Source organism: Streptomyces silvae, from assembly GCF_016745505.1.
In the GTDB taxonomy this organism is placed as follows: Bacteria; Actinomycetota; Actinomycetes; order Streptomycetales; family Streptomycetaceae; genus Streptomyces; species Streptomyces silvae.
In genome coordinates this window covers 25,309-38,801 of sequence record NZ_JAERUC010000099.1, presented here as the reverse complement: position 1 = coordinate 38,801, position 13,493 = coordinate 25,309, and the positions used below count along the sequence as shown (strand labels likewise).

Genomic DNA, 13,493 nt, shown 5'->3' with positions numbered 1-13,493 from the left:
CCGGAGCCCGGTCAGTCGCTGAGGGCCTCGTCCAGTTTCCGCGCCAGGGCCTGGGCCTTCTCCTGCAGTTCCCTGCTGTCGGGAACCTCGGTCACCCGGGCCGGCTGCTCGGTGTACTGGACGGTCACGATGACGTTCGATGTGCGGAATACCACGCTCACGGTGCGGTGCTGTGCGGTGGAACCTGCCCGGGTGAGCGCATCGTCCAGGAATGCGGCATCCCCGAGCCCGTCCAGCAGCCGCGGCCTGAGGTCCTCGTCGGGGTCGGTGCCGGAGGGGCTGCCGGACGGATCGGCGGAGGGCGAGGCGGAGGATATGCCGCTCGGCGACCCGGACGGGGTGCCGCTGCCCGACGCCGACGCGGAGGCCGACCCGCTCGGGGTCTCGCTGGGGGTGACACCGGACGACGTGGGAAGGGCGGCGGCGTCCTCCTTCTTCGCGTACACCTCCCGGGCGCGGTCGTCGTCGCTCACCGCGGGGTCGTACGACACGACGCGCTCGAAGTCGATGGAGAGGTTCCGGGAGGCGTCCGGGGCGTCCGACTTCCAGCGGCATCCGACCTTGCGGTCGGTGTCGTAGGTGACGGTGGCCGTGCCCTCGTACACCTTGTCCTGCTGCTCCTGGGGCAGGTCGGCGGCGCCCGGCAGCAGGTCCTTGAGTGTGGAGCGCGGTACGGCGCTGCACGATTCGGGCAGCGTCCGGTACTTCCCGGGAGGCGCGGCCGAGACCGTCGGGCTGCCGGGCTTGCTGTCGGCGGCGGGGTCGTCGGCGTCGGAGCCGGCGCTGCAGCCGGCGACGAGCGCCACGAGAAGCGCGACGCCGGGTACGTACGCCATGTGTCGCACGGTCCCAGGCTCCCTTCGGTACGAAAACGGGTTGCCGCTCGATGGCGGCCGATGGACACAATGTGTATCGCACGCGCCGCTGTGAATGCCGGTCGGCCGACCTGTATGCCGACCTCGGCACCGGTTTTGCGCTTTCAGTCCTTTTCGGGGGAATCGAGGAGTTATGTCGTATGTAGAGGTGCCGGGTGCGCAGGTTCCCATCCGCATGTGGGCGGATCCGGCGTCGGTCGAGGACGTCGCGATGCAGCAGCTGCGGAACGTGTCCACGCTGCCCTGGATCAAGGGGCTCGCGGTCATGCCGGACGTCCACTTCGGCAAGGGCGCGACGGTCGGCTCGGTGATCGCGATGCACGGCGCGGTCTGCCCGGCCGCGGTGGGCGTGGACATCGGCTGCGGGATGTCGGCAGTGAAGACGTCGCTGACGGCCAACGACCTGCCGGGGGACCTCTCGCGGCTGCGGTCGAAGATCGAGCAGGCGATCCCGGTGGGCCGGGGCATGCACGAGGACACCGTCGACCCGGGCAGGCTCCACGGCTTCCCGACCAGTGGCTGGGACGACTTCTGGTCGCGGTTCGACGGGATCGCCGAAGCGGTCAAGTTCCGTCAGGAGCGCGCCACGAAGCAGATGGGAACGCTCGGATCGGGAAACCACTTCATCGAGTTCTGTCTCGACGAGGCCGGATCGTTGTGGCTGATGCTGCACTCCGGCTCCCGGAACATCGGCAAGGAGCTTGCCGACTTCCACATCGGGCAGGCCCAGAAGCTCCCGCACAACCAGGGCCTCGTCGACCGTGACCTGGCGGTCTTCGTCGCCGACACCCCGCAGATGGCGGCGTACCGCAACGACCTGTTCTGGGCGCAGGAGTACGCCAAGTACAACCGCTCGATCATGATGGGCCTCTTCCAGGACGTGGTCCGGAAGGAGTTCAAGAAGGCCAGGGTCACGTTCGAGCCGGTCATCTCCTGCCACCACAACTACGTGGCGGAGGAGCGGTACGACGGCATGGACCTGCTGGTCACCCGGAAGGGCGCGATCCGTGCGGGTTCGGGGGAGTTCGGGATCATCCCGGGCTCCATGGGGACCGGCTCGTACATCGTGAAGGGCCTCGGGAACGCGAAGTCGTTCAACTCCGCCTCGCACGGGGCCGGCCGCCGGATGAGCAGGAACGCGGCCAAGCGGAAGTTCTCCACGCAGGACCTGGAGGACCAGACGCGGGGCGTGGAGTGCCGTAAGGACTCCGGTGTGGTGGACGAGATCCCGGCGGCGTACAAGCCGATCGAGCAGGTCATCGACCAGCAGCGGGACCTCGTCGAGGTCGTCGCGAAGCTCAAGCAGGTCGTGTGCGTGAAGGGCTGAGACGGGGCCGGCCGTGGGCCGGCCCCGTGCCGCGCTTCCGGCCGGGGGGCCGGGGAGCGACTCAGGTGGTGCGATGGACCTTGGAGTTGGAGGCCTGGGCGCGGGGGCGGACCACCAGCAGGTCGATGTTGACGTGGCTCGGGCGGGTCACGGCCCAGGTGATCGTGTCGGCTACGTCGTCGGCGGTGAGCGGGGCGTCGACGCCCGCGTAGACCTTGGCGGCCTTCTCCGTGTCGCCGCGGAAGCGGGTGGTGGCGAACTCCTCGGTCTTCACCATGCCGGGCGCGACCTCGATCACCCGGACCGGGGTGCCGACGATCTCCAGCCGGAGGGTCTCCGCCAGCACGTGCTCGCCGTGCTTGGCCGCGACGTAGCCGCCACCGCCCTCGTACGTGGAGAGGCCGGCCGTCGAGGAGAGGATCACCACGGTGCCGTCGCCGCTCGCGGTGAGCGCGGGGAGCAGGGCCTGGGTGACGTTGAGGGTGCCGATGACGTTGGTCTCGTACATCTGGCGCCAGTCGTCGGGGTCGCCCGTGGCCACCGGGTCGGCGCCCAGTGCCCCTCCGGCGTTGTTGACCAGCACGGCCAGGGACCGGAACGCGGTGGCGAACTCGTCGACCGCCGCGCGGTCGGTGACGTCCAGGGCGTACGCCGTCGCCTGGTGGCCCGCCTCGGTGAGCTCGGCGGCCAGGGCCTCGATGCGGTCCTTGCGGCGCGCGGTGAGCACCACGCGGTGTCCGGCGGCGGCCAGCTGCCTGGCGGTCGCGGCACCGATGCCGCTGCTCGCGCCGGTGATGACGGCGATGGGGGTGGCGGCCATGCGAACTCCTCGGGCAGCTGATCGGTACGGGGCCCAGGATAGGACGGGGCTCCGGGTGCCGGTTCAGGGGCCGGGGGCGTGCCTGTTCCGTGGCTGCGAGGGGCGCGTGATCAGCTTCCGTGGCTGCGGACGGCGTGTGCGCGGTCAGCTCAGTGGTTGCGGGGGGCGTACATGATCAGCGCCATGCCCGCCAGGCAGATCAGCGCGCCGGTCACGTCCCAGCGGTCCGGGCGGTAGCCGTCGGCGACCATGCCCCAGACGATCGAACCGGCCACGAACACCCCGCCGTACGCCGCGAGGATGCGGCCGAAGTCGCCGTCCGGCTGGAGCGTGGCCACGAAGCCGTACGCGCCGAGGGCGATGACGCCCGCCCCGATCCAGATCCAGCCGCGGTGCTCGCGCACGCCCTGCCAGACGAGCCAGGCACCGCCGATCTCGAAGAGGGCGGCCACGACGAAGAGGGCGACGGAACGGGCGACGAGCATGGGAGCAGGGTGTCACGCCCGGGCGGGCGGCTGCCGGCCGGCTCCGCCGGGGCGCCGGTGGACGGCGCGGGTGGGCCGTGCGGGTGGGGAAGCGCGGCGAACCGGTCCGTACGCAGGGGTGATTGGCGGATCATCGGTATGTTCGCCGGATGCGAGTGACGAGTGCAGCAGTGCTGAGGGTGCCCGCCCTTATGGCGATGGTGGCGGCTGTGGTGCTGGGCCCGGGGCTGTCCGCCGTGGCCGAGCCCGCACCGCGAAGGATCGCGCCGGAGGCGGACGTGTCGCATCACGGCCGCGTCTCCCTCCAGGACGAGCGGCTCGGGGTCCAGCTGCGGACCGGGAACCGGGGACCGTCACCCCTCGCCGACGCGACCGTGCGGCTGCGCTTCTCCGTCCCGCTCGCGGCCGGGCAGCGGCTGCCCCAGGGGTGTCTGCGCGCCGACAGCCGGACGGTGCTCTGCGGCACCGGTCCGCTCCGGGTGGCCGGCGCGGCGAGGCGCACGGCCCTCGGGCTGCGTCTCACGGGCCGGCCGGAGGAGGTCGTGGTGCGGGTGGACACCGTGTGGAACGGCGGTGCGAGCGACCGGAACCGGCGCAACGACACGCATGAGGTGCTGGCCCTGTCCACGGGGGACGCGTACGCCTTCTGAGCCCGACCGGGCTCCCCCCCGGGGGGTCTCGCTCAGGCCGTCGGCGTCCGGCCCCCCGTCCCGCCGAACTCGCGTACGGCGTCCGCGACGATGGCCTCCAGGTGCGCGTGGTGCGCGCCCCGCCAGTACACCCGGCCGCAGGCGGTGCACTGGGCGAACACGTCGTAGGACGCCTGCGTGCCCTGCTCCAGCCGGGCGCTCACCGCGTCCTTGTCCGCCTCCGTGAGCTCCCCGTTGCATGCGGTGCAGCGGGTCCACGGGGCCAGGACGGGGGCGAAGCGGCCCAGGACGTCGCGGAGCTGCTCCTCGGGCCGGTCGCTGTAGACGTACGCCCCCGCCCAGATCTCCCTGCGCCGGAGCAGCCCCCGGTCGCGGGAGAGCATGACGCGCCGCTGCTCGGCCGAGAGGGCGGCGAGCGCCGGGTCGCCGATGTCCTCGCTCTCGTACGCGGCGTCCACGCCCAGGAGCCTCAACCGGCGGGCGAGCGTCCCCAGATGGACGTCGAGCAGGAAGCGCAGCGGCGCGCCCGGGACCTGCTGGGGGCGCCGGACCGCCCGCACCTCGACCAGTTCGCCCGCGCCGGGGATGTGGGACACGGGCACGGGGCGGCCGTCGACGAGGAGCTGCCCGGCCTCGGTGAGCGGGACGCCGAGCGACTCCACGACATGCCCGAGGGTCGACGAGCCGTCGGTGGTGACGGCGGTGCGTCCGCGGCGGCGGTCGTGGGCGACGAAGAGCCGCAGTTCCGGGGCCACTTCGAGGGTGATCTCAGGTCCGTTCACCCGGTCAGGATGCCACTGCGCGCGGCGGGGCGGCGAGAGGTTTCCGTCGGCGGGCCGGTGCGGCGTCAGCGCTGCGCGAAGGCCGTCGGCGGGACCCCCACCGTGGCCGCGAAGTCCCTGGCCAGGTGCGCCTGGTCGCTGTAGCCGAGGTCGGCGGCCAGCGCCGCCCAGTCGGGTTCCGGGTCCGTCCCGGCGCGCTGCAGCGCCTCGTGGATGCGGTGGCGCAGGATGACCCACTTCGGCCCGACCCCGACACAGGTGGAGAAGAGCCGCTGGAGCGAGCGGACGGACAGTCCTCCGGCGCGGGCGAGGGCGTCGACCCGCAGCAGCGAGCGGTCGGTGCGGACGAGCTCGGCGAGCTCCGTCGCGCGTTCGGCCTGTGGGTCCGGCGGAGGGAGGAGGGGCAGCAGGAAGGCGTCGAGCGCGGCGACCCGGGCGTCCTCGTCGGGCGGATCGAGCACCGCCCGCGCTGCGGTGGAGGCGCGGGGCAGATCCTCCGGGACGGCCAGCACCTCGTCCGCGGGGACCCTGCGCCCGGTCCACTCCGACACGGGCCGGTCAGGGGCGAACGGCCGGAAGGCACCCGGCCGGAACTTCACGCCGCAGACCCGCCCCCTGCCCTCCAGCCGCCGGCTGAACAGGCCCTGCACGATGCCGTACACCTCGGCGGACCGCTCCGGCTCCGCCCCGCCGCCCGGCTCCGTCCGCTGGAAGACCAGATGGACGCTCGGGTGCGGCACCACGTGCGAGGTGTACGGCTCGGAGAGGTCCCAGTCGATCAGCCAGTAGTGCTCCAGATGAGGACGGAGCGCGGGGGCGGGATCGCGCAGACGCAGATGTACGTGGGTGAACAGTTCGGGGGCGTCGACGATGCCCCGCGTCTCCCGTCGGGGTCCGGCCATGGGGGGATCCTAGGGCGCCTGCCTGCCGCGCTGTCGCGTTTCTTCAAGACGCCCTGCCGTGTCCTGGCGCATGGTCGGAGACATGAAGACGATCAGTGAACTCCTCGAGGAAGCGGCCGGGCGGGCGGTTCCCGTCGTGCGGGGCATCGACGACGACCGGCTGGGCGACGCCACCCCGTGCACCGAGTACGACGTACGGGCCCTGCTGAACCACCTCTTCCTCGTCATCGACAACTTCCGGGTCCTGGCGGCCAAGGGGACCCCCGACTTCAGCGGGACCGACGACGTCGTCACGGGGGACTGGCGCGGCCGGTTCGAGGACGCGACGGCGCTGCTGGTGAAGGCCTGGGCCGAGCCCGGTGCGGAGGAGGGGGTGACCGGCGGCATGTCGATGCCGGCGAGGACGGTGGGGCTCATGGTGCTGGGCGACCTGACCGTGCACGCCTGGGACCTGGCCCGGGCGACGGGCCAGGACTTCGAGCCGGACGGGGACGTCCTGGCGGAGCTGGAGCCGGGGCTGGCGGCGATGGCCCCGCAGGCGCGGGAGATGAAGGTGTTCGGCGAGCCGTTCCCGGTGCCCGCCGGGGCTACGGCCTTCGAGCGGGTGCTGGCCGTGACGGGCCGGGACCCCGGCTGGGGTCCGTCACGCGGCTGACGGCGGGGGAGGGCGCGGCCGGGTGCGGGGCGGCCGGGTCGGCGTAGAGCCCGCCGAGCGCGGCGTACGCGCTGTCGACGACGGACTCGGCCAGGGCCACGGCGTCATGCGCCGCGAGACGGGCCGCCCGGCGGGTGTACGGGGGCGGCGGGCGCCGGCGCTGCCGCCGGCAGTCGCAGACGGCGTACACCCCGCTCGCGATGACCACGGCCGGGACGGACAGGGCCAGCAGCAGGTCGTCCATGCGGGGCCTCCTCGGGATCGTGCTCCTTGCATCGGCAGACCTCGCGGCCGGGCTGGAGATCATTCTTCGGCCAATGAATGGCCGAAGGGCGCCCCTGCCGCGCCCCTGACAGGGGCGGGGGACTCGGCAGGGGCCACGCGCCCGCGCGCTCCGGCCGTACGTCGTCCGGCGGCCTGCTGCGGTCCGGCCGTACGTCGTCCGGCGGGCCCGCTCCGGTCCGGGCGTAGAGTTGTCCGGCGCCGGTCGCCGGGGCCGACGATGCCTCCGCCGCGATCAGGCATCCTCCGCACATCCCGGCCCGCCGGGCGTGCCCGAGCAACGACAGGTCACGCCTCCCTTGCGCTCATCCGTACTCTCCCCGGCCGCCCGGCTGCGCGGTCACCGGCCCGTCTGGCTGTCCCCGAAGGTCTTCCGTACGGAGGCCCTGGCCGGTCTGGTCGTCGGGCTGGCGCTGATCCCCGAGGCGATCTCGTTCTCGATCATCGCCGGGGTCGACCCGGCGGTCGGTCTGTTCGCCGCCTTCACGATGGCCGTCGTCATCTCCGTCGTCGGCGGCAGGCCCGCGATGATCTCCGCGGCGACCGGCGCGGTCGCGCTCGTCATCGCCCCGCTGAACAGGGAGCACGGGTTCGGCTACCTGATCGCCGGGGTCATCCTGGGCGGGGTCTTCCAGGTCGTCCTGGGCGCGCTCGGTGTCGCCAGGCTGATGCGGTTCGTGCCCCGCAGCGTGATGGTCGGCTTCGTGAACGCGCTGGCGATCCTGGTCTTCATGGGCCAGGTCCCCGAACTGAGCGACGTTCCCTGGCCGGTGTATCCGCTGGTCGTCGGCGGTCTGGTCCTGATGGTGCTCTTCCCGAGGATCACCAGGGCGGTGCCGGCCCCGCTGGTCTCCATCGTCATCCTGACGTCGGTCACCGTCGCCGCCGGCATCGCCGTACCGACGGTCGGTGACAAGGGCGCGCTGCCGTCGTCGCTGCCTGTGCCCGGCCTGCCGGACGTGCCCTTCACCCTGGACACGCTGACCACCGTCGCCCCCTACGCGCTGGCCATGGCGCTGGTCGGCCTGATGGAGTCGCTGATGACGGCGAAGCTGGTCGACGAGATCACCGACACCCACTCCAGCAAGACCCGTGAGTCGGTCGGCCAGGGCATCGCCAACATCGTGACCGGCTTCCTGGGCGGCATGGGCGGCTGCGCCATGATCGGCCAGACCATGATCAACGTGAAGGTGTCCGGCGCCCGCACCCGGCTGTCCACGTTCCTCGCCGGCGTCTTCCTCATGGTGCTGTGCATCGCGTTCGGGCCGCTCGTCTCCCGGATCCCGATGGCGGCCCTCGTCGCCGTGATGGTCATGGTGTGCTTCGCCACCTTCGACTGGCACTCCGTCGCCCCGGGCACCCTCAAGCGGATGCCCGCCGGGGAGATCGCGGTCATGGTGATCACGGTGGTCTGTGTGGTCGCCACCGAGAACCTGGCCGTCGGCGTGGTCGTCGGCTCGGTCACCGCCATGGTCATCTTCGCCAGGAGGGTCGCCCACCTGGCCGACGTCACCTCCGTCACCGACCCGGACGGCGGCCGGGTCGTCTACTCCGTCTTCGGCGCGCTCTTCTTCGCCTCGTCCAACGACCTCGTCGGCCGGTTCGACTACGCCGCCGATCCGCCGCTGGTCGTCATCGACCTGGCCGAGGCGCACATCTGGGACGCCTCGGCGGTCGCCACGCTGGACGCCATCACCACGAAGTACGAACAGCGCGGGAAGAGCGTGGAGATCACCGGCCTCGACGAGCGGAGCGCCGACCTCCACGGCTCCCTCAGCGGCCGGCTCGCCGGGAGCGGCTGAGCCTGCGCGGACGCGGGGACGTGCCGAGGGTGCTCGTGCGGGCAGGCCCCCGAGGGTTGTGTGCCTCGTGTGAAGCTCCTCGGTACGGACGGTGTGCGCGCCGCTCCGTGCCCCCTCCCGCGCAGGAGGGCGGGTTGCCATGAGCTCCTGTGCTGGGCAATGGTTGCCGCTGGGAAAGTGAATGTCATCCAGCGGGAAGGTGGTGCGGCTCGCCGAGGGCGGGTCCCCCCTCATGGCACCTCTGAAGGAAACCATCGACACGAGAACGCAGCAGGATCCAGCATCCGGGGCCGGCCTCTGGGGTCAGGCCCCGTACGCCGTGCTCGTCGTCGACACGGCCGGAACGGTCGTCGACCTCAACCCCGCCGCCGAGGCGCTCCTCGGCGGCGCGCTCCGGGGCGCCCCCCTGACGGAGACGGGCCCGGCCTGGCTGGCACGTGCCCATCAGGAGGCGGCCGGCCCCGCCCGTCCCACGGACGTCGACGACGATCCGGCCGGCCCGCGCCGCGCCGCCTTCCAGGGGCGGATCGGTGCGCGGAGCTTCGAGGCGCAGCCGGCCCCCGGCCGCGACGGCGGCACGGTGTGGTGGCTGGCCGATGTCACCGACCGGCAGCTCGCCGAGGACGAACTGGCCGCTGAGCGTACGCGCACCACCTTCCTGGCCGAGGCGTCGAACGTGCTCCTGGCCTCCCTGAACACCGACCGCTGCATGCGCGTCACCGCCCAGCTCGCCTCCCGGCACCTCGCCGAGGCCGCCGTCGTCATCGGGCCCGCCGTGGGCCGGAAGCTGCCCCTGGCGTACGCGGTCGAGGGCCGGGCAGCGGTGTGCGGCACGGTGACGGCGGACCCGGAGGAGGTGCCCGGTCTGAGCGAGGCGCTCCAGGGCTTCCCGCCCGTACCCTCCCGGTGGATCGATCCCGCCTCACTGCCCGCGTGGCTTCTGCCGGAGGACTTCACCGGCACCGTCGGGTCGGCCGTCGTCACCCCTCTGCCGGGCCACGGGGTCCCGGCCGGTGTCCTGGTCCTGCTGCGCGGCACGGGAGCCGCCGGGTTCGACGAGAGCGAAGAGGTCTTCGCCCGGCTGTTCGCCTCCCGGGCCGGCGCCGCCCTGTCCGCCGCGCGGCTGTACGCGGAACAGAGCGACATCACCCGGACCTTGATGCGGGACCTGCTGCCTCCCGAGCTGAACCGGGTGCACGGCGTCGAGTTCGCCGGTGGCTACCGGCCCTCCGCCGACCGGGACCGGGTGGGCGGCGACTTCTACGACGTACACCCCGGCAGCACGCCCGACGACGCGTCACTGGCCGTCCTCGGCGACGTGTGCGGAAAGGGGCTGGACGCGGCCGTGCTCACCGGCAAGATCCGCAACACGCTCCAGGCGCTCACGCCGATGGCCGGCGACCACGAGCAGATGCTGCGCCTGCTCAACGGGGCGCTCCTCAACTCGCACCACACCCGCTTCGCGACCCTGGTGCTGGCATCGGTCCGGCGCGAGGAGAACCGGGTGCGTCTGCGCCTGACGTCGGCGGGCCACCCCGCCCCCCTGGTGATCCGCAACGACGGCCGCGTCGAGGAGATCGAGACCCGGGGGACGCTGGTCGGGGCCCTGCCCCACATCGAGGCCGGCACCGTGGAGACCGACCTCCTGCCCGGCGAGACGTGTCTCCTCTACACCGACGGGGTGACCGAGGCGCGCGGCGGGCCCCTGGGCGACGAGCTCTTCGGGGAGGAGCGGCTGATGCGGGCCCTGGCGGAGTGCGGAGGCATGCCGGGCGCGGCCGTGGTCGAGCGTGTCCAGGTGCTCGCCTCCCAGTGGCTGCACGACGGCCGGCACGACGACATGGCGCTCGTCGCCATCACGGCCCCGCTGACCACCCATCTCAGTGCGGTGGACGGCCACACCCGGGGCAGGTACACGGCATGAGCACACACACGCTTGCCGCGCCCGGGATGCGCGGCCTCCAGGACCGGTTGTGGTCGGCGGTGACCGACCGGGACGAACACGCCGCCGCCTCGGTGGTCCTCACCGCCCTGGACGACGGGGTCGACGCGGAGAGCGTGCTCCTGGACGTCATCGCGCCCGTACAGGCGAGGGTCGGCACCGAATGGGCCGCCAACCGCCTGAGCGTGGCGCAGGAGCACGCGGCGAGCGCCATCGCCGAACGGGTCATCGCCGCACTCGCCCACCACCCTGCCGTGCGCACCGCTCCGCGGCTGGGCCGGGTCACCGTGGCCTGTGTGGACCAGGAGTGGCACGTGCTGCCGGCCCGTCTGCTGGCCGAGGTCCTCACGCTGCGCGGATGGCGGGTCGACTTCCTCGGGGCGCAGGTGCCCACGCCCCATCTCATCGGACACCTGCACAGCAACGGCGCGGACGTGGTGGCGCTGTCCTCCTCGATCCCCACCAGGCTGCCCACCGCGCACGCGGCGATCACCGCCTGCCAGGCCGTCGGGGTGCCCGTGCTGGCGGGCGGGGCGGCGTTCGGCCCCGACGGACGGCACGCACGCCGGCTGGGCGCCGACGCCTGGGAACCCGACGCGCGTTCCGCGGCACGCCGTATCGCGGACGGCATCGCGGTCCCGGCCGCCGGCAGGCAGCAGATCGACGATCTGCCGCACCTCGGGGACCAGGAGTACACCCTCGTCGTACGCAGCAGGCCGCAGCTGGTGCGGGAGGTGCTGGCCCAGCTGGAGACACGCTTCCCGGCGTCGGCCGCCTACACGGAGGAGCAGCGCGAGCACACGGCGCAGGACATCGCCCATGTCGTGGACTACCTGGGCGTGGCCCTCTACATGGACGACGACGAGCTCTTCACCGACTTCCTGGCGTGGACCGCGGGAATCCTGGAGGCCCGGCGGGTCCCGGCGGCCTCCTTGAGACCGGTCCTGGACGTCCTGGGCGCGGAGCTCAAGGACTTTCCCCGGACCACCCGGCTGCTCGGCCGGGCACGCACCGTCCTGGACGCCTTCCCGGCGACCGCCGGCCCGACCACCGGAGCCTTCGGATGACCGAACGTCCCCGTCCGCCGTTCACCGTGGGGGTCGAGGCCGGCCCGGACGCCGTACGGCTGCGTCTCGCCGGTGACCTGGACTTCGACACGAGCGATCTGCTCGTGGAACGGGCGCAGGCCTGCCTCGCCGCCGATCCCGGCCCGCGGGACCTCGTCCTCGACTGCTCCGGGCTGCGGCTGTGCGACTCGATGGGTGTGGCCGGCCTCCTGCAGATCCACCGCGGTACGACGTCGCGCGGTGTGGCGCTGCACCTGGAGAACCCGCCCGCCTTCCTCCGCAGGATCCTGGACATCACCGGGACGGCGCGGCTCTTCGTCCTCGACGGGGCCGGCCGGCGGACCGAGCAGGAGGAGGGCACGCCGCCCGCTCCTTCCGGCTGACGGCTGCGGAGCGCCCGCCCCTCCGTCCGGCGCCGTGGCGCCGCTCAGGCGAGGGGGATCAGCGCGGCGATGTGCTTGCCGTCGGGGAGGTACGTGACGGACACCCGCTTCGCCAGGCGGCGCACCAGCAGCCAGCCGTAGCCGCCGACCGTGACCACGGCCGGATCGCGTTCCGCCGTGACCGGTGGCCGGGTGCTGGCGTCGCTGACGGTGAGGAGGAGGCCTTCGGCGGTGATCTCCGTGGTGAATCCGGTGAGCCCGCCGCCGTGCCTGACGGCGTTGGTGACCAGCTCCGACGTCACCAGCAGCGCGTCGCCCACCACGACCTCGGCCGGCTCTTCCCCGCGCCCTCCGCAAAACCGCTCCCGCAGGACCCGGACGACGGCGTCGCGAGCGGCGGCCGCGTTCCGCGGCACGCCGGGGGTACGGCCCCTGCGCACCGGCTTCTCCGGAGCGTACGAGCCGACGGCCTCATCCGGCCCCCGGGCCGGACGCCTGCCGTCCTCCAGAACTTCTCGTTCGCCGTTCACCCTCTTACGCCTGCCCGGACGGCCTCCGGCCACACCCCGGACGCCTCGGCCGGAAGAAGGGGACAGGCATCGCGGACGGCCGTTCTCAGGGCCACACGAGGCAGTACGCCTGGTGCCCGGCGTCGTGCAGCCGGTGGGAGAAGTCCTGCCACTCGTGGAGCAGCTGGTAGACGTTGAACGCGTCGCGCGGGCCGCCGCGGTCGGGGACCGTGGACCAGATGAAGGCCGCCGCGCCGACCGATTCCTCGCCGACGTCCCGCAGCGGGTCGACCACCGTCATCGGGAGCTTGACCACCGCGTAGTCGGGGTGGAGCACGACGAGCTCCAGCGGGGGGACCTTGTTCAGGGGTATGCCCTGTATGCCGGTGAGGACCATGGCCGCCACCGTCTCGGGCTTGATCTTGCTGAACATGCCGCCCATGCCCAGCTCGTCGCCACCGAGCTCCTCGGGGCGCATGGAGATGGGCACGCGTGCGGCGGTGGCCCCGTCGGGGGCACCGAAGTACTTGTAGGTCACCCCCACCCGTCCACTGCTCCTGCTCCCCGAACCGTCGACGCCGCCCGCCTGGGCCTCCCGCACGCGCTCGGCCTCGCGCTCGGCCTTACGCCGGTGCCGCCCTCGCCGGGCAGGCTCGGGCCCCAGGCCGTCGGTCCCTTCGCCCACTCCGCCACCGCGATGCATATCTCATCCACCCGACTACTTCTTAGGAGACACAGCCCCGCCGCGCAACCCGATCATCGTCAGTGACCTCCCCCACGGGCGTGCGGTGAAACACCTGTCCGCAAGACCGTCGACGCCTCTGACACCATGGCATGTGTGAGCTTTCCCTATGACGACTCAGTTTCGCAGACTCGAGGAGACTGACGCCCTTTCGTTGTACGAGCCTCATACGGGGAGAGCGCGCTCCCTGCTCACCGGCGGCCGATAAATCCGGTCAGGCCGCCGAACTCCGAATCGCAGATCAGGACCAAAGTGGCGTATTCATACCAA

15 protein-coding genes are annotated in these 13,493 nt (G+C 72.6%); 7 read left to right on the top strand and 8 right to left on the bottom strand.

The window, feature by feature from the left end; genetic code table 11:
- Nucleotides 1-11: 11 nt before the first annotated feature.
- Nucleotides 12-836 (bottom strand): DUF3558 domain-containing protein, encoded by an 825-nt coding sequence (locus JKV81_RS15375; RefSeq protein WP_202076387.1) that lies wholly within the window; start codon nucleotides 834-836, stop codon nucleotides 12-14.
- 172 nt (nucleotides 837-1,008) lie between these two features.
- On the opposite strand from JKV81_RS15375, the gene JKV81_RS15370 reads away from it, so the two are divergent.
- Nucleotides 1,009-2,202, top strand: coding sequence for an RtcB family protein (locus JKV81_RS15370; protein WP_202076386.1), 1,194 nt, complete (start codon nucleotides 1,009-1,011; stop codon nucleotides 2,200-2,202).
- A 61-nt stretch (nucleotides 2,203-2,263) separates the two neighbouring features.
- Here the strand turns inward: JKV81_RS15370 and JKV81_RS15365 are convergent, their stop codons facing one another.
- Nucleotides 2,264-3,022 (bottom strand): SDR family NAD(P)-dependent oxidoreductase, encoded by a 759-nt coding sequence (locus JKV81_RS15365; RefSeq protein ID WP_124277536.1) that lies wholly within the window; start codon nucleotides 3,020-3,022, stop codon nucleotides 2,264-2,266.
- A gap of 149 nt (nucleotides 3,023-3,171) precedes the next feature.
- Nucleotides 3,172-3,507, bottom strand: coding sequence for a YnfA family protein (locus JKV81_RS15360; RefSeq protein ID WP_129264153.1), 336 nt, complete (start codon nucleotides 3,505-3,507; stop codon nucleotides 3,172-3,174).
- Nucleotides 3,508-3,656: 149 nt separating this feature from the next.
- On the opposite strand from JKV81_RS15360, the gene JKV81_RS15355 reads away from it, so the two are divergent.
- A complete protein-coding gene (locus JKV81_RS15355) occupies nucleotides 3,657-4,157 on the top strand; it encodes a hypothetical protein (protein ID WP_202076385.1) in 501 nt (166 codons plus the stop codon).
- Nucleotides 4,158-4,189: 32 nt separating this feature from the next.
- Here the strand turns inward: JKV81_RS15355 and JKV81_RS15350 are convergent, their stop codons facing one another.
- Together JKV81_RS15350 and JKV81_RS15345 are read right to left on the bottom strand one after the other, a co-directional pair.
- Complete coding sequence (locus JKV81_RS15350) at nucleotides 4,190-4,939, bottom strand: Mut7-C RNAse domain-containing protein (protein WP_099177680.1); 750 nt, start codon at nucleotides 4,937-4,939, stop codon at nucleotides 4,190-4,192.
- A 65-nt stretch (nucleotides 4,940-5,004) separates the two neighbouring features.
- Complete coding sequence (locus JKV81_RS15345) at nucleotides 5,005-5,841, bottom strand: helix-turn-helix domain-containing protein (RefSeq protein WP_129264151.1); 837 nt, start codon at nucleotides 5,839-5,841, stop codon at nucleotides 5,005-5,007.
- 82 nt (nucleotides 5,842-5,923) lie between these two features.
- On the opposite strand from JKV81_RS15345, the gene JKV81_RS15340 reads away from it, so the two are divergent.
- A complete protein-coding gene (locus JKV81_RS15340) occupies nucleotides 5,924-6,496 on the top strand; it encodes a TIGR03086 family metal-binding protein (RefSeq protein WP_129264149.1) in 573 nt (190 codons plus the stop codon).
- On the opposite strand, the gene JKV81_RS15335 is transcribed toward JKV81_RS15340, so the two are convergent.
- Nucleotides 6,429-6,740, bottom strand: a complete 312-nt coding sequence (locus JKV81_RS15335) for a hypothetical protein (protein ID WP_202076384.1) — start codon at nucleotides 6,738-6,740, stop codon at nucleotides 6,429-6,431. The genes JKV81_RS15340 and JKV81_RS15335 overlap by 68 nt on opposite strands.
- Nucleotides 6,741-7,077: 337 nt before the next feature.
- Here JKV81_RS15335 and JKV81_RS15330 point away from each other — a divergent pair, with 337 nt between their 5' ends.
- The 4 genes from JKV81_RS15330 (at nucleotide 7,078) to JKV81_RS15315 (ending at nucleotide 11,972) form a co-directional block, all read left to right on the top strand.
- The gene (locus tag JKV81_RS15330; protein ID WP_202076383.1) at nucleotides 7,078-8,580 is read left to right on the top strand and encodes a SulP family inorganic anion transporter; all 1,503 of its coding nucleotides are present in this window, start codon (nucleotides 7,078-7,080) and stop codon (nucleotides 8,578-8,580) included.
- 232 nt (nucleotides 8,581-8,812) lie between these two features.
- On the top strand, nucleotides 8,813-10,504 hold the full coding sequence (locus tag JKV81_RS15325; RefSeq protein WP_129264143.1) for a SpoIIE family protein phosphatase: 1,692 nt from the start codon (nucleotides 8,813-8,815) through the stop codon (nucleotides 10,502-10,504).
- Nucleotides 10,501-11,589, top strand: coding sequence for a cobalamin B12-binding domain-containing protein (locus JKV81_RS15320; RefSeq protein ID WP_202076382.1), 1,089 nt, complete (start codon nucleotides 10,501-10,503; stop codon nucleotides 11,587-11,589). Before JKV81_RS15325 ends, JKV81_RS15320 begins: the two co-directional genes overlap by 4 nt.
- Entirely contained in the window at nucleotides 11,586-11,972 is a 387-nt protein-coding gene (locus tag JKV81_RS15315) for an STAS domain-containing protein (RefSeq protein WP_202076381.1), read from the top strand. Before JKV81_RS15320 ends, JKV81_RS15315 begins: the two co-directional genes overlap by 4 nt.
- Before the next feature lie 44 nt (nucleotides 11,973-12,016).
- Here the strand turns inward: JKV81_RS15315 and JKV81_RS15310 are convergent, their stop codons facing one another.
- Entirely contained in the window at nucleotides 12,017-12,502 is a 486-nt protein-coding gene (locus tag JKV81_RS15310) for an ATP-binding protein (RefSeq protein ID WP_241748473.1), read from the bottom strand.
- Between the two features lie 85 nt (nucleotides 12,503-12,587).
- Nucleotides 12,588-13,184, bottom strand: coding sequence for a hypothetical protein (locus tag JKV81_RS15305; RefSeq protein WP_129264137.1), 597 nt, complete (start codon nucleotides 13,182-13,184; stop codon nucleotides 12,588-12,590).
- Nucleotides 13,185-13,493 lie beyond the last annotated feature (309 nt).